The sequence below is a fragment of the Pseudomonas sp. 58(2021) genome (genome assembly GCF_017491585.1).
GTDB lineage: Bacteria > Pseudomonadota > Gammaproteobacteria > Pseudomonadales > Pseudomonadaceae > Aquipseudomonas > Aquipseudomonas fluorescens_BT.
In genome coordinates this window covers 14,793-28,641 of record NZ_JAFGYZ010000005.1, presented here as the reverse complement: position 1 = coordinate 28,641, position 13,849 = coordinate 14,793, and the positions used below count along the sequence as shown (strand labels likewise).

Here is a 13,849-nt window from a genome sequence, read left to right as displayed (position 1 = left end):
CGAACAACTACAAGGAATCCTTTTATGTCATTGCTTTCCCAAGCGTTGCGGCTAGGCGTCATCGGCACCGGGGCTATCGGTCAGGATCACATCCGTCGTTGCAGCCAGACCTTGCTCAACAGTCAGGTCGTCGCGGTTACCGACATCAATTTGCAGCAGGCGGCCACGGTCGTGGCTGACCTGAGTCTGACCGCCGAGGTCTATCCCGACGGCCACGCGCTGATCCAGGCGCCGGACGTCGAGGCGATCCTCGTCACCTCCTGGGGCCCTAGCCACGAAGAGTTTGTGCTGGCCGCGATTGCGGCGGGCAAACCGGTGTTCTGCGAGAAACCGTTGGCGGTGACCGCCGAAGGCTGCCGCAAGATCGTCGAGGCCGAAGTGGCCCACGGCAAACGGCTGGTGCAGGTCGGTTTCATGCGTCCGTACGATGAAGGTTATCGCGCGCTGAAGTCGGTGATCGACAGTGGCCAGATCGGCGAGCCTTTGATGCTGCATTGCGCGCACCGCAACCCGAGCGTGGGCGAAAACTACAAGACCGACATGGCAATCACCGACACGTTGATCCATGAACTGGACGTGCTGCGCTGGTTGCTTGACGACGATTACGTCTCGGTGCAGGTGGTGTTCCCGCGCAAGAGCAGCAAAGCCCTTGCGCATTTGAAAGATCCGCAAATCGTGCTGCTGGAAACCGCAAAGGGCACACGGATCGACGTGGAGGTTTTCGTCAATTGCCAGTACGGCTATGACATCCAGTGCGAAGTGGTGGGGGAGACCGGCATCGCCAAATTGCCGGAGCCGTCTCAGGTGCAATTGCGCAGCGGGGCCAAGCTGTCCAACGCGATTCTGATGGACTGGAAGGATCGCTTTATCGCGGCCTATGACGTCGAGTTGCAGGCGTTCATCGATGGCGTGCGGGCAGGGCAGGTCGGTGGGCCGTCGGCGTGGGACGGCTTCGCCGCCGCTGTTGCCGCCGATGCGTGCATCGAAGCGCAGAACAGCGGGGCGATCGTCAACGTCGCACTGCCTGATCGCCCGAGGTTCTACGGCTAACCCTGCTCCCACAACCACGGCGATTTCCCGTAACGCGGTGACATAACAATAAGAAGGAGCTCAGACATGCGCATCGGACTTGTCGGTTACGGCCACGGCAGCCGGTTTTTTCATGCTCCGCTGATCAGCAGCCTGCCGGCGGCGACGTTTGTCGGCGTGGTCACTCGTTCAGCGGAGCGCCGACAGTTGCTGGCGGCGGAGCATCCGGGTGTGCCGGCCTTCGACAGCATCGGCCACTTGGTGGAAGCCGGGATCGATGTGCTGGTGGTATCGACGCCCCTCAAGGGACGGCCGGCACTGGTGCTCGACGGCATCGAACACGGCGTGGCGGTAGTCAGCGACAAGCCGTTCGCCGCCGACTGGCAGCAGGCGCAAACCCTGATCACCATGGCTGAGCGCCAGAATGTTCCGCTCAGCGTCTATCAGAACCGGCGCTGGGACTCAGACTTTCTAACCGTGCGCAAACTCATCGAATCCGGCGCGCTGGGCCAGGTCAGCCGGTTCGAGTCGCGGATCGAGCGTTACTCGCCGTCATCGGTTCACAACGGCAGCGGCGGTGGTTTCCTGCGCGATCTGGGCAGTCATCTGGTCGATCAGGCGTTGTTGCTGTTCGGCCCGGTGACACGGGTCTACGCCGAACTGGACTACCTGGAAAAAGACCAGACTTTCGATCACGGCTTCTTCATGTCCCTGACCCACGTTAACGGCGTGACCTCGCACCTGGGCGGCAGTTGCCTGCAGAACAGCCCCGGCCCGCGCTTTCGGGTGAGCGGTACGCTGGGTTGTTACAGCGTCGAGGGGCTGGACGGGCAGGAGGCCCAGGCGTTGGCCGGGCTTTCGCCGAAGACTGAAGGCGAGCGCTGGGGCGTCGAGGAGCACCGACGTTGGGGCTGGTTCGAACACGGAGAAGAGCGCGAACGGGTTCCGTCCGAGCGCGGTTGCTGGAGTCAGTTCTATTTGCAGCTACAAATCGCGTTGCAAAACGGTGGCCCACTGCCCGTGGATGCCCGCGATGCACTGGCGACAACCCGTGTGCTAGACGCTGCGCGACTGAGTTCCAAACGTCATCAGGTAGTGGAGCTGAGCGAGTTCGCAAGCCATGGAATAAAATCACAATAAAATTCTAAAACAGGTTGATATAGAAAATAATTTCCAATAGAGTCGATTTCAGATTCTCTGTCTCGCCATACGTTCCAACGCCTCGACTGCTTGTCCGCTTACTGAAATCGTCACGCCTCATCCATAAAACCAACAAGAATGTGGAGAAAGACTTTTCATGAAGACCAAGACCCGTTTTGCCTCACTGGCCTTGTCCCTGATGTTTGCCAGCGGCGCTGTGCTGGCCGATATGAAGATCGGCGTCAGCATGTCCCAGTTCGATGACACCTGGCTGACCTACCTGCGTGAATCCATGGACAAGAAAGCCAAGTCCTATCCCGACGGCGTCAAGCTGCAGTTCGAAGACGCCCGCAGCGACGTGGTCAAGCAACTGAGCCAGGTCGAAAGCTTCATCAGCCAGAAGGTCGACGCCATCGTGGTCAATCCGGTGGATACCGCCGCCACCAAGAAGATTACTGAAGCGGCAGTGAAGGCCGGCATTCCGCTGGTCTATGTCAACCGCCGCCCCGATGACCTGAACCTGCCTAAAGGCGTCGTGACCGTCGCCTCCAACGACCTGGAGGCCGGCGAGATGCAGATGCAGTACCTGGCCGACAAGATGGGCGGCAAGGGCAACATCGTGATCTTGCTGGGTGACCTCGCGAACAACTCCACCACCAACCGCACCAAGGGCGTCAAAGAGGTGCTGGCCAAATACCCGGACATCAAGGTCGAGCAGGAGCAGAGCGGCGTCTGGCTGCGGGACAAGGGCATGACCCTGGTCAACGACTGGCTGACACAGGGCCGCAAATTCGACGCGGTCGTCTCCAACAACGACGAAATGGCCATCGGTGCCGCGATGGCGCTGCAACAGGCCGGCGTCGCCAAAGGCAGCGTGCTGATTGCGGGTGTCGACGGCACGCCGGACGGCTTGAACGCCGTGAAGAAGGGCTCGCTGGCCGCTTCCGTGTTCCAGGACGCCAAGGGCCAGGCCGACGGCTCCATTGATACCGCGGTGAGAATGGCGAAGAACGAGCCGGTCGAGCCGGCCGTCTGGGTACCGTTCCGCCTGATCACACCGCAAAACGTTGACCAGTTCAAATAGTCCGTCCGTTCAATAACAACAATAAGCCCGCAAGGTGGCGATCGCGACCTTGCCGATGGAGTACCTGATCATGTTCGCTTCAGCGACTGCTTCGAGCACCCCTTTGACGGGGAGCCCGCCCACTGCAATACCTGTCGAAGAGCCGTACCTGCTGGAGATCCTCAACGTCAGCAAGGGTTTCCCCGGTGTGGTGGCGTTGTCCGATGTGCAACTGCGGGTACGCCCCGGTTCCGTGCTGGCGCTCATGGGCGAGAATGGCGCGGGCAAATCCACCCTGATGAAAATCATCGCCGGCATCTATCAGCCAGACGCCGGCGAACTGCGCCTGCGGGGCAAACCGGTGGTGTTCGAAACGCCACTGGCGGCGCTTCAGGCCGGGATAGCAATGATTCATCAGGAACTCAACCTGATGCCGCACATGAGCATCGCCGAAAACATCTGGATCGGCCGCGAGCAGCTCAACGGCTTTCACATGATCGACCATCGGGAAATGCACCGCTGCACGGCGAAACTGCTGGAGCGCCTGCGGATCAACCTTGATCCCGAAGAGCTGGTCGGCAATCTGAGTATCGCCGAGCGGCAGATGGTCGAGATCGCCAAAGCCGTGTCCTACGACTCCGACATCCTGATCATGGACGAACCGACGTCGGCCATCACCGACAAGGAAGTCGGCCACCTGTTCTCGATCATTGCCGACCTGAAACGTCAGGGCAAAGGCATCATCTACATCACCCACAAAATGAACGAAGTGTTCGCGATCGCCGATGAAGTGGCGGTGTTCCGTGACGGTGCCTACATCGGGCTGCAGCGAGCCGATTCCATGGACAGCGACAGCCTGATTTCGATGATGGTCGGTCGTGAATTGAGCCAGTTGTTTCCGGTGCGTGAAAAGCCGATTGGCGATCTGTTGCTGTCGGTGCGCGACCTCAAGCTCGACGGTATTTTCAAGGGTGTTTCCTTCGACCTGCATGCCGGGGAAATCCTGGGCATCGCCGGCTTGATGGGCTCCGGCCGGACCAACGTGGCTGAGGCGATCTTCGGCATTACGCCCAGCGACGGTGGCGAGATCCGTCTCGATGGCGAGGTGGTGCGCATCCGCGATCCGCACATGGCGATCGAGAAGGGCTTCGCACTGTTGACCGAGGATCGCAAGCTCAGTGGTCTGTTCCCGTGCCTCTCGGTGCTGGAGAACATGGAAATGGCCGTCCTGCCGCACTACGCCGGCCACGGTTTCATCCAGCAAAAAGCCTTGCGCGCCTTGTGCGAAGACATGTGCAAGAAGCTGCGGGTGAAAACACCGTCGCTGGAGCAGTGCATCGACACCTTGTCGGGTGGCAATCAGCAAAAAGCCTTGCTGGCGCGCTGGTTGATGACCAACCCGCGAATCCTGATTCTCGACGAGCCGACCCGCGGCATCGACGTCGGCGCCAAGGCCGAGATTTACCGGCTCATCGCCTACCTCGCCAGCGAAGGCATGGCGGTGATCATGATTTCTTCGGAGCTGCCGGAAGTGCTCGGCATGAGCGACCGGGTGATGGTCATGCACGAGGGCGACCTGATGGGCACCCTCGACCGCAGCGAGGCGACTCAGGAGCGGGTGATGCAACTGGCTTCGGGCCTGTCCTCGGTTCATTAACGGATACCGCTGGTGGCCGAGGCCGCCATCGATGATGCGATAGAAAGGTGAGTGGTTATGAACGCGATACTGGAAAACAAACCGGCCACGGCACCGGTCAAGAGTCGCCGGCGCTTTCCGACGGAGTTGAGCATTTTCCTGGTGCTGATCGGCATTGGCCTGGTGTTCGAACTGTTCGGCTGGATCGTGCGCGACCAGAGCTTTCTGATGAACTCCCAGCGGCTGGTGTTGATGATCCTGCAAGTGTCGATCATCGGCCTGCTGGCGATTGGCGTGACCCAGGTGATCATCACCACCGGTATCGACCTGTCGTCGGGTTCGGTACTCGCGTTGTCGGCGATGATCGCGGCCAGTCTGGCGCAGACTTCGGATTTCGCTCGGGCAGTGTTTCCGTCACTGACCGATTTGCCGGTCTGGATTCCCGTGATTGCCGGGCTTGGTGTCGGGTTGCTGGCGGGGGCGATCAACGGCAGCATCATCGCCATCACCGGGATTCCACCGTTCATTGCCACACTGGGGATGATGGTTTCAGCCCGTGGTCTGGCGCGTTATTACACCGAAGGCCAGCCGGTGAGCATGCTCTCGGATTCCTACACGGCCATCGGCCACGGCGCGATGCCGGTGATCATTTTTCTGGTGGTGGCGGTGATCTTCCACATCGCGCTGCGCTACACCAAATACGGCAAATACACCTACGCCATCGGCGGCAACATGCAGGCGGCACGCACGTCCGGTATCAACGTCAAACGCCATCTGGTCATCGTCTACAGCATCGCCGGGTTGCTGGCGGGGCTGGCTGGGGTGGTGGCTTCGGCCCGCGCCGCTACCGGTCAGGCCGGGATGGGCATGTCTTATGAGCTGGATGCGATTGCCGCCGCGGTCATCGGTGGTACCAGTCTGGCGGGTGGGGTGGGGCGCATCACTGGCACGGTGATTGGCGCTCTGATTCTAGGGGTGATGGCCAGCGGGTTCACGTTTGTCGGGGTCGATGCCTACATTCAGGACATCATCAAGGGGCTGATCATCGTGGTTGCCGTGGTGATCGACCAATACCGCAACAAGCGCAAGCTCAAACGCTGAAGTTCATCGTCCTGGCTTGGTAACGCGGGATGAACGTCACACAGTAAAGCCGATCGGAAAGATCGGCTTTTTTGTTCCTGCGAAAAGACTGCTGAGGCGGCCAAGCCGTTCAGGGTTTCTTTTCTTGCATCCCATCCTTTGAGCCGCTGGACGTTTGCGCATCCTTATCTGTTTCGTGGGTCTCTGCACCGGAGTTTGACCCCGAGGCTTCTTCACCCTTTTTGTCGGCCCTGTCTTCCTTGGATTCGGTGCCTCCCTGGTTGACTCCGGGAATACCGGTAGGCGGGACGCTGCTTCCCGCCATCGCAAGCGGTGCAGTGGCGGATAAAAGACTTCCAAGCATGAGGGCTGCAATGGTTCTGTTCATCGTCGGGGCTTGCGCGTCAGGTGGATTGACGTTGGAAAATCAGAAGCGAAACAAAGTGCCGGGCGGCTGACGGGCGGGAGAGCTGGGAGACGGGTGGCTGTGTAGTCGAGCATCTTTGTAGAGAGCCTTCGGCCGAACATGGCTGCAACAGGCGGCAAATTGCTGGCCCCCGAATGTTTGAAGTCCCGGCAAACTCGCCTTTTTTCAAAAGGTTAGGTGGGCTATATGCGGACGATTGTCATCACCGTAGCAACGCTTTCCCTCGCTCTGTTCGCGGTGCAGGCCCAGGCCAGGGAACTGAGCAAGAGCCATCGTTTTGCGTGCACTTGGGGCTCGGACATCGCTGCCGGCGCGCAACAGTCGAAGTTGTCAGGGATTTCCCTGTACGGCGCCCGCAAGCGCTTGCAGGTACGTAAATTTCAGCAGCCGTGGATGCGCATGACCGCGATGGGCATCACGGAGCAAACCTATAACAGTACCTCGCGTCTCAAGCCCGCAGCCGTCAAGCAGACCTATTACGAACAATGCGTGAGACATGAACTGGCTCAGCGATAAAAGTGAAGCCCAACCTCAAGAGGTTGGGCTTTTTATTGTCTTGCGCAAATGCAGCGCTATTTGTCGCTTTCGCAATTGACCATCCATGACACGCCAAAACGATCCACCAGCATGCCGAAGCGTGCGGCCCAGAAGGTGGATTCCAGCGGCATGTCGACACGACCGTCCCTGGCCAGGGCGTTAAACACCCGTTCGGCCTCGGCGATGCTGTCGACATTCAGGGAGATCGAGCAGCCGCTCATGCCTGGGGTCGGGCGGTCGGGTGTGGTGTCCGAAGCCATGAGCATCTGATCGCCGACTTTCAGGCAGGTGTGGATGATCAGGTTGTGGTGCTCTTTGGGGACATGTTCGGCGGCTGGGGTTTCGCCGAAGGTCATCATCGCTTCGAGCTTGCCTTGCAGGCATTGCTCGTAAAACGTGAAGGCTGCGCGGCAGTCGCCGTTGAATATCAGGTACGGGTTGATTTTCATGGTGGTGCTCCCGAATAGGCAGTGGAACGCTGCGCGGCCGGGTGTGCCGAAGCAGCGTCATGGATTGACTCCATCCAGCAAAGCGTTAGAACGCCGGATTGCCAGCCGATGCTGCAAGAATTTCCTTTCGGGGTGACCGATGGTCTGTGGGGAGGGATGTCAGGAGTCTCGCGGGTTTTTCTGTACCGTAGCGCCCGCCACCCGGGCGGCAGGTCGGGTTTGCATCAGCGCATCGATCGCCTTGCGATAGTTCTGTCCGCCCAGCGCCATGCTGTTGTTGTGCGTTGCGCCGGGCACCAGCAGCAGGCGTTTCGGTTGCCGGGCGGCGGCGAACAGTTGCTCGCTGAAGCGCGACGGCACGAATGCGTCGGCCAGACCGTGCACCACCAGCAGCGGCATGTGGATCTCGGCGATCTTGTCGATGGAGTCGAACTTCTGCGACAACAGCCAGCGCACGGGAAGAGAGGTGTTGGCCACCGCAGCCGCCACATCCGCCAATGAGGTGAACGTGGATTCGATGACCAGTCCGCGCACCGGCAGAGGGGTGTGATTTCTGGCAGCATCGCGGCCGAGTTCGGCAGCCAGGTCGATGGCGACCGCACCTCCCAGAGAATGTCCGTAAATCAGGCGTTTGTTCGGGTCGGGCTGCAACAGCTGGAAGCGTTCCCAGGCCACCCGCGCATCCTCGTACACCGTGCTTTCCGACGGCAGGTCGCCATGGCTCTGGCCGAAGCCGCGATAGTCGATGGCCAGCACCGAATAACCTGCCGCACGCAGTTGCTCGATACGGAACAGTTGCCCGGTGAGGTTCCAGCGTACGCCATGCAGATAAAGGATGGCCGGAGCATCGGCGCGCTCTGCCGGCCACCACCAGGCGTGAATGTTCTGCCCGGCCTTGAAGCTTTTCGGTTGCAGGTCGAGTTCCTGCACGCTGCCGGGCAGTCCGTGATACCAGCCGGCGGTGCCCGGTTCGATGCGAAACAGCAGCTTGCGCTCGGTGTGTTCCAGCACGGCACAACTCGCCGGCACGCCGATGATCAGGGCGGCCATGCAGGCGAACGCCAGACGGCGGCGTCGAAGTCGGGTCATGAAGGCAAGGAACATTAAACGTTTCACCACGGCGCGGACAAAGAACGCTTTTTACCAGATGCCTTGACCTGCGCGTGACATTTTCGACCACCGCACGCCTGCAACGATTACAAAATGCTGCAGCGACTCAGTCGATCTTCAGCACGATCTTGCCGATGTGATCGCCCGCTTCCATGTGTGCATGGGCCTTGGCTGCGTCGGCGAGCGGGTAAACCTTGTCGATGATCGGCAGGCAGCGTCCGGCGGCCAGCACCGGCCAGACGTGTTCGCGCAATTGATCGGCGATGGCGGCTTTTTCCGCTGAGGTACGGGCGCGCAGGAGCGAACCGGTGACCACCGCACGCTTGCCGAGGATGGCCAGCAGATCGATGTCGTTGGCCCGCGCGCCGCCGAGGAAGCCGATCATTACCAACCGCCCATCCATCCCCAAGGCGCTGATGTTCCCGTTGAGGTACGAGCCGCCCATGATGTCGAGGATCACATTGACGCCCTGGCCGGCAGTTTGCTCGGCGATGACAGTCGCGAAATCCTGTTCCCGGTAGTTGATCGCTTCACCGCCCAGATTGCGGATCGCTGTGCATTTGTCGGCGCTGCCGGCGGTGGCGAAGGCTTCGATGCCAAACTCGCGGCACAGCATCAACGCGGTGGTGCCGATGCCGCTGGTGCCGCCGTGGATCAAGGCGCGCTGGCCACGGCTGGCGCCGCCGAGACCGAACAGGTTGGCCCACACGGTGAAAAAGGTTTCCGGAATGGCCGCTGCCTGGATCCAGTCCAGCCCATCGGGGATTGGCAAGACCTGGCCCGCCGGAATTGCGCAATACTCGGCGTAACCGCCGCCATTGGTCAGCGCGCACACCCGGTCACCCACCGCGAACGTGCTGACGCCATTGCCGACCGCCACGACTTCACCCGCCACTTCAAGGCCCGGGATCGGGTTCATGCCAGGCCTCATCGGGTACTTGCCGGCGCGTTGCAGGGCGTCCGGGCGATTGACGCCGGCGGCGTGCACGCGGATCAGTACTTCGCCTTCTGCGACGACCGGCAGCGGGACGCGTCGGGATTGCAGAACCTCGGGCCCGCCCGGTTCGGTGATTTCCATTCGGGTCATATCAGTGGGCAACGTCATGTTCGATTCCTCTTGAAAAAGTGATCAGTAGATGGGAACGCAGTCAGGGCGCAATGATTCCCGTCATTCGGTGCAGCAGCGTTGCTCGACGGAGGAGGGCAGCAGTTTCAGGGCGTGCTCAAGTATCAGCGCGATCACGATGGCACCGCCGGCAATCACGAAGAGCAGCACATGTTGTCCGCCCGTGGCGTTAAACAGCGCCGAATAGGCGAAGCCCGCCAGCGCCTGAAACGTGGCGAACGACACCGTGGCCCGGCTCCACGCCACCTGTTGGCGATGGTGATCCGGTACCAGCTCATGCACTCGGGCCAATGCCAGCGGCACGATGCCCGGCGGGAATGAACCAAGGACCACCGCCAGCAGTGCCAACGCCAGGAACGAATGCGAAATGGCCAGCAAGCCAAGGGTGATCGCCTGCACCACCAGCACCAGACGAATGCCGGTCCGCGCGCCGAGATGATCGGCGAGAAAGCCGTAACTCACCGGGCCGACGATGGCGCCCAGACCGTACATGACCCACATCAGCGCGCCGACATGCGACCCGGCGCCCAGACCCCGGGCGACATAATCCACCAGAAAGACCATGGCCGGCACCAGCCCGGCGGCCATGAACGCGTACTGGGCAAACAGCAGATAAACCGCAGGCGGTGTCGGCTCGAGCGGATCCACCTGAGCCGTTGCGTTGGTTGCATGGGGCTGCTCCGAGGGCCAGCCGAACCAGCTCAAAGCCGTCAGTGCCAACGACAGCGCGCCCAATCCCAGCCACGTCGCTTGCAGGCCCAGGCTCAACAGCAGCGGAACGATCGTGCCCGAGCCGGCGATGCCCAGACCGATGCCGAGGAAAATCGCCCCGCTGGCCAGGCCTTTGCGCTCGGCCGGTACATGGGGCAATACAGTCGCAGCCACCAGCACCATGATCGCGCCACCCGCGATTCCCGACAGCAGGCGCCAGCCGAAATACCAGCTCACCGACACCGGGTACGCACAGGCGAAAAACGCCACGGTCACCGCCAGCATCATCAGGCGCAGAGCGTTTCTCTGAGTGAGCCGGCGTGCCAGCGGGCGGCCGAGGAGGGCGCCGATCAGGTAACCGACCAGGTTGGCCGCGCCGAGATAGACCACATCATGGGCGGAAAACCACTGCGCCTGAATCAGCGAGGGGATCAGCGGCGTGTAGGCGAAACGCGCCAGGCCGATGCTGACCAGGCTGGCGCAGAGTCCGGCGAAAATCGCCAGCCAGACTCTCGCGTCCGGACGCTCGGGCGAAGCAATTGAAGTGGGCATGACGGCAATCCTGTGGAAAGGTTTATGGCGCCCAGCATATCGGCTATCGTTGCTGCGTTAATGCAGCGAGTTTGCGTGATAGTGATGCGTTTATGCATCAATGGAGAACGGTATGAACTGGGATGATGCACGGGTGTTTCTTGCGGTCTGCCGCGAGTCGACATTGCGCGGTGCCGCCCGTGTATTGGGCGTGGATCAGGCAACGGTCGGGCGCCGCATCACGGCACTGGAAAAGTCGCTGGCCGCGACCTTGTTCCTGCGCACCTCCGAGGGCTATGCGCTGACGGCAGTCGGTGAAGCGGCGCTCAAATCGGTGGAAAAAATGGAGCATTCGGCACTGGAGCTGGAACGGCGTATCCAGGGCCTGGACGATCGTCTGATCGGCAGCGTGCGGGTCAGCACCACCGATTCGCTGGCCATCGATTTCCTGATCCCGGCCATCGCGCAGTTGCACGAACAGCATCCGGACGTGCGCGTGCAACTGGACGCCTCTACGCAGATCCTCAGCCTGGCCAAACGTGAAGCGGACATCGCCGTGCGCAATACCCGTCCGGACAACCCGGACCTGATCGCCCGGCGCATCGCGCGTTGGCCGGTGGGTTTGTTCGCCTCGAAGGCCTATGTCGACAGCCATGGCGTGCCGGCGCCGGGCAGTGCGTTCGAGGGCCATGACCTGGTGGTGTACCAGCCGTATCTGCAGGGCAACAAAGACCTGACCCTGGTGAGCGAGCCCGTGACTCGCGGGCGGATCGTCGCCGGTCTGAGCTCCAGCCTATTGGTCCGACGCTCGATTGCCGCCGGTTTGGGGGTAGGAGAAATCCCGCTCTACATGGGCGAGCGTGATGGTCTGGTCAGGCTGTGGCCGGAGCGCACGCGTCCGTTGCCTTATGAGGTGTGGCTGGTGACCCATGCGGATTTACGCCACACCGCGCGGGTCAGGGCGGTGATCGAGCACATTGTCGAAGCGTTTGTGCCGGAAAACGAGTAGTCGTTCTGTCAATGAAAAAGCGGCCTTCACTGAAGGCCGCTTTTTTGTGAGCGTTGAAACCGGTGCCTCATGGCATTTCAGGCAACTCCTGAGGCCGCAGGTCAAACACCAGCACTTCGGCATCCTGACCATTGCTCAGGGTCAGTGCCTGTTCTTCACGAACCCGTACGCCATCGCCTTCCTTCAACTGCACGCCGTTCAGTTCAACGCTGCCGCGAGCTACGTGCACATAGGCGTAACGGTTGGCAGGCAGCTTGAGGGTGGCACTTTCCTCGCCATCGAACAGCCCGGCATACACTCGTGCATCCTGGCGCACTTTCAGCGAGCCGTGACTGCCTTCGGGCGAGATGATCAGTTGCAGGCGACCGCGTTTTTTCTGTTCGTTGAAGTGCTCTTGCTGGTAGCGCGGTTTGGCGCCGCTGACGTCCGGCACGATCCAGATCTGCAGGAAGTGCACAGGCTTGGTCGCCGAGTGGTTGAACTCACTGTGGGCCACGCCACTGCCGGCACTCATCAGTTGCACGTCGCCGGGGCGGATCACCGAACCGGTGCCGAGAGTATCCTTGTGTTCCAGGGCGCCTTCGAGCACGTAGGAGAAAATCTCCATGTCGCGGTGCGGGTGCTGGCCGAAGCCTTTGCCGGCGGCGACGCGGTCATCGTTGATCACCAGCAGGTCGGAGAAACCCTGTTCACGCGGGTTGCGATAACTGGCGAAGGAAAAGGTGTGGAATGACTTCAACCAGCCATGATTGGCCAGACCACGGTCGGAAGCTTTGCGAAGGGTCAGCATGATCAGATCTCCTTTCAGGACGTTGATTCGTCCAAGTGAGGAGAAGGTTACTGGTTACGCTGGTGTGCAATAAGTAGGTGAAAATTGAAATACTGTCCCCTTGGGGTTGACAGTAATGTGCGTCAGTTCACGCATTCTTTTTCAACGTTTGCGCTGTACTTGGCCATAATGCGGCAACTTATAACTGTTCATTGATTTCAGTGATGTCTGCTCATGAAAACCGTGGCAATGGTGTTGTTTCCCGAGTTTCTACTGCTCGATATGGCCGGGCCGCTGGAAGTGTTCTCGGTTGCCAACCGATACCTTAAGCCGGACGACCATTATCAACTGACGCTTCTGGGGACTGAACGTGGGCCGCTGCGTGCCTCCAATGGTGTGCGGGTGCATACCGACGGGCATATCGACGAAGCCGGCGATCGCTATGACTTGCTGTTGGTGCCAGGCGGACCCGGTGCCTACAACAAAAAATGTCCGCCGCTGCTGGACTGGCTCAAAGGTGCGGTCAGTCGTGCCGGGCGCTACGGTTCGATTTGCACGGGTGCCTTCGTGCTTGGCTACGCCGGGCTGCTGGATGGGTATCGCGTGACCACCCACTGGAACTACACCGAGCGCTTGATCAAGGGCTTTCCCAAGGCAGATGTCGCGACCGACCAGATCTTTGTCGAAGACCGCAACCTGATCACCTCGGGTGGCGTGACAGCCGGGATCGATCTGGCACTGGCGGTGGTGGCCCGCGATCACGGCAAAAAACTCGCTCAGGATGTGGCCAAAGTGCTGCTGGTGGTGATGAAGCGCCAGGGCGGACAGGCGCAATTCAGTCCGCTGATGGCAGCGGTTGCGCCACAGGAAACCCCCGTCACCCGTGTACAGAACTACGTTCTGGAGCATCTTGAGGAAACCTTCACCGTTGAGCGCATGGCCGGTGTGGCGAACATGAGTGCACGCCATTTCGCCCGCCTGTTTGCACGCGAAGTCAACATGACGCCCATGGAGTTCCTGCAAAGTGCACGTATCGACTGCGCGCGCAATCTGCTGGAGACCAGCGATCTGCCGCTGAAGACAGTGGCCTACAAAAGCGGTTTCGGCAGCGTGCGGCACATGCGTTTTCTGTTCGGCGAAAAGCTCGGATTGACCCCGGCTCAATATCGCGAGCAGTTCAGCTAGAGCTGTTCTGTCCGTTACGGGCATCCGGATGTCCGTGCTGGGCCCCG

The 13,849-nt window shown here is 60.7% G+C and carries 14 protein-coding genes; 8 read left to right on the top strand and 6 right to left on the bottom strand.

Translation table 11 applies throughout. The features are described 5' to 3' along the window. Positions 1–24: 24 nt before the first annotated feature. The 5 genes from J5M72_RS07135 to J5M72_RS07115 all read left to right on the top strand — a co-directional run bounded on the left by J5M72_RS07135 (position 25) and on the right by J5M72_RS07115 (position 5,969). Positions 25–1,050, top strand: a complete 1,026-nt coding sequence (locus tag J5M72_RS07135; RefSeq protein WP_207864838.1) for a Gfo/Idh/MocA family oxidoreductase — start codon at positions 25–27, stop codon at positions 1,048–1,050. Between the two features lie 66 nt (positions 1,051–1,116). Next, positions 1,117–2,169: a Gfo/Idh/MocA family oxidoreductase gene (locus J5M72_RS07130; RefSeq protein ID WP_207864836.1), complete on the top strand. Its 1,053-nt coding sequence runs from the start codon at positions 1,117–1,119 to the stop codon at positions 2,167–2,169. A 157-nt stretch (positions 2,170–2,326) separates the two neighbouring features. Further along, positions 2,327–3,253 (top strand): sugar ABC transporter substrate-binding protein, encoded by a 927-nt coding sequence (locus J5M72_RS07125; protein WP_207864834.1) that lies wholly within the window; start codon positions 2,327–2,329, stop codon positions 3,251–3,253. A 70-nt stretch (positions 3,254–3,323) separates the two neighbouring features. Continuing rightward, entirely contained in the window at positions 3,324–4,889 is a 1,566-nt protein-coding gene (locus tag J5M72_RS07120; RefSeq protein ID WP_207864832.1) for a sugar ABC transporter ATP-binding protein, read from the top strand. 57 nt (positions 4,890–4,946) lie between these two features. After that, complete coding sequence (locus J5M72_RS07115; RefSeq protein ID WP_007956055.1) at positions 4,947–5,969, top strand: ABC transporter permease; 1,023 nt, start codon at positions 4,947–4,949, stop codon at positions 5,967–5,969. A gap of 109 nt (positions 5,970–6,078) precedes the next feature. Here the strand turns inward: J5M72_RS07115 and J5M72_RS07110 are convergent, their stop codons facing one another. Then, the gene (locus J5M72_RS07110) at positions 6,079–6,336 is read right to left on the bottom strand and encodes a hypothetical protein (protein ID WP_207864830.1); all 258 of its coding nucleotides are present in this window, start codon (positions 6,334–6,336) and stop codon (positions 6,079–6,081) included. A 225-nt stretch (positions 6,337–6,561) separates the two neighbouring features. On the opposite strand from J5M72_RS07110, the gene J5M72_RS07105 reads away from it, so the two are divergent. Further along, complete coding sequence (locus J5M72_RS07105) at positions 6,562–6,891, top strand: hypothetical protein (protein WP_169429703.1); 330 nt, start codon at positions 6,562–6,564, stop codon at positions 6,889–6,891. Positions 6,892–6,947: 56 nt separating this feature from the next. Here J5M72_RS07105 and J5M72_RS07100 read toward each other — a convergent pair whose 3' ends face one another. The 4 genes from J5M72_RS07100 to J5M72_RS07085 all read right to left on the bottom strand — a co-directional run bounded on the left by J5M72_RS07100 (position 6,948) and on the right by J5M72_RS07085 (position 10,860). Continuing rightward, entirely contained in the window at positions 6,948–7,361 is a 414-nt protein-coding gene (locus J5M72_RS07100) for a VOC family protein (RefSeq protein WP_169429704.1), read from the bottom strand. A gap of 159 nt (positions 7,362–7,520) precedes the next feature. Continuing rightward, positions 7,521–8,465 carry an alpha/beta fold hydrolase gene (locus J5M72_RS07095; RefSeq protein ID WP_169429705.1) on the bottom strand — a complete coding sequence of 315 codons (945 nt, stop codon included), beginning with the start codon at positions 8,463–8,465 and terminating at the stop codon, positions 7,521–7,523. Between the two features lie 112 nt (positions 8,466–8,577). Further along, a complete protein-coding gene (locus J5M72_RS07090) occupies positions 8,578–9,576 on the bottom strand; it encodes an NAD(P)H-quinone oxidoreductase (protein WP_207864828.1) in 999 nt (332 codons plus the stop codon). Between the two features lie 63 nt (positions 9,577–9,639). Then, on the bottom strand, positions 9,640–10,860 hold the full coding sequence (locus tag J5M72_RS07085; protein ID WP_207864826.1) for a YbfB/YjiJ family MFS transporter: 1,221 nt from the start codon (positions 10,858–10,860) through the stop codon (positions 9,640–9,642). 112 nt (positions 10,861–10,972) lie between these two features. Between J5M72_RS07085 and J5M72_RS07080 the strand changes: the two genes are divergently transcribed. Further along, positions 10,973–11,848 carry a LysR family transcriptional regulator gene (locus J5M72_RS07080; RefSeq protein WP_207864824.1) on the top strand — a complete coding sequence of 292 codons (876 nt, stop codon included), beginning with the start codon at positions 10,973–10,975 and terminating at the stop codon, positions 11,846–11,848. A 67-nt stretch (positions 11,849–11,915) separates the two neighbouring features. Here the strand turns inward: J5M72_RS07080 and J5M72_RS07075 are convergent, their stop codons facing one another. Next, positions 11,916–12,638 (bottom strand): pirin family protein, encoded by a 723-nt coding sequence (locus J5M72_RS07075; protein WP_169429709.1) that lies wholly within the window; start codon positions 12,636–12,638, stop codon positions 11,916–11,918. Positions 12,639–12,851: 213 nt separating this feature from the next. Here J5M72_RS07075 and J5M72_RS07070 point away from each other — a divergent pair, with 213 nt between their 5' ends. Continuing rightward, positions 12,852–13,802: a GlxA family transcriptional regulator gene (locus J5M72_RS07070; RefSeq protein ID WP_169429710.1), complete on the top strand. Its 951-nt coding sequence runs from the start codon at positions 12,852–12,854 to the stop codon at positions 13,800–13,802. Positions 13,803–13,849: the final 47 nt, after the last annotated feature.

Excerpts from the sequence above, each read along its gene's own strand:
- J5M72_RS07135 (WP_207864838.1), top strand. The coding sequence starts at position 25 with ATGTCATTGCTTTCCCAAGCGTTGCGGCTAGGCGTCATCGGCACCGGG.
- J5M72_RS07130 (WP_207864836.1), top strand. The coding sequence starts at position 1,117 with ATGCGCATCGGACTTGTCGGTTACGGCCACGGCAGCCGGTTTTTTCAT.
- J5M72_RS07080 (WP_207864824.1), top strand. The coding sequence starts at position 10,973 with ATGAACTGGGATGATGCACGGGTGTTTCTTGCGGTCTGCCGCGAGTCG.
- J5M72_RS07105 (WP_169429703.1), top strand. The coding sequence starts at position 6,562 with ATGCGGACGATTGTCATCACCGTAGCAACGCTTTCCCTCGCTCTGTTC.
- J5M72_RS07070 (WP_169429710.1), top strand. The coding sequence starts at position 12,852 with ATGAAAACCGTGGCAATGGTGTTGTTTCCCGAGTTTCTACTGCTCGAT.
- J5M72_RS07125 (WP_207864834.1), top strand. The coding sequence starts at position 2,327 with ATGAAGACCAAGACCCGTTTTGCCTCACTGGCCTTGTCCCTGATGTTT.
- J5M72_RS07120 (WP_207864832.1), top strand. The coding sequence starts at position 3,324 with ATGTTCGCTTCAGCGACTGCTTCGAGCACCCCTTTGACGGGGAGCCCG.
- J5M72_RS07095 (WP_169429705.1), bottom strand. The coding sequence starts at position 8,465 with ATGTTCCTTGCCTTCATGACCCGACTTCGACGCCGCCGTCTGGCGTTC.
- J5M72_RS07085 (WP_207864826.1), bottom strand. The coding sequence starts at position 10,860 with ATGCCCACTTCAATTGCTTCGCCCGAGCGTCCGGACGCGAGAGTCTGG.
- J5M72_RS07075 (WP_169429709.1), bottom strand. The coding sequence starts at position 12,638 with ATGCTGACCCTTCGCAAAGCTTCCGACCGTGGTCTGGCCAATCATGGC.
- J5M72_RS07110 (WP_207864830.1), bottom strand. The coding sequence starts at position 6,336 with ATGAACAGAACCATTGCAGCCCTCATGCTTGGAAGTCTTTTATCCGCC.
- J5M72_RS07090 (WP_207864828.1), bottom strand. The coding sequence starts at position 9,576 with ATGACGTTGCCCACTGATATGACCCGAATGGAAATCACCGAACCGGGC.
- J5M72_RS07100 (WP_169429704.1), bottom strand. The coding sequence starts at position 7,361 with ATGAAAATCAACCCGTACCTGATATTCAACGGCGACTGCCGCGCAGCC.
- J5M72_RS07115 (WP_007956055.1), top strand. The coding sequence starts at position 4,947 with ATGAACGCGATACTGGAAAACAAACCGGCCACGGCACCGGTCAAGAGT.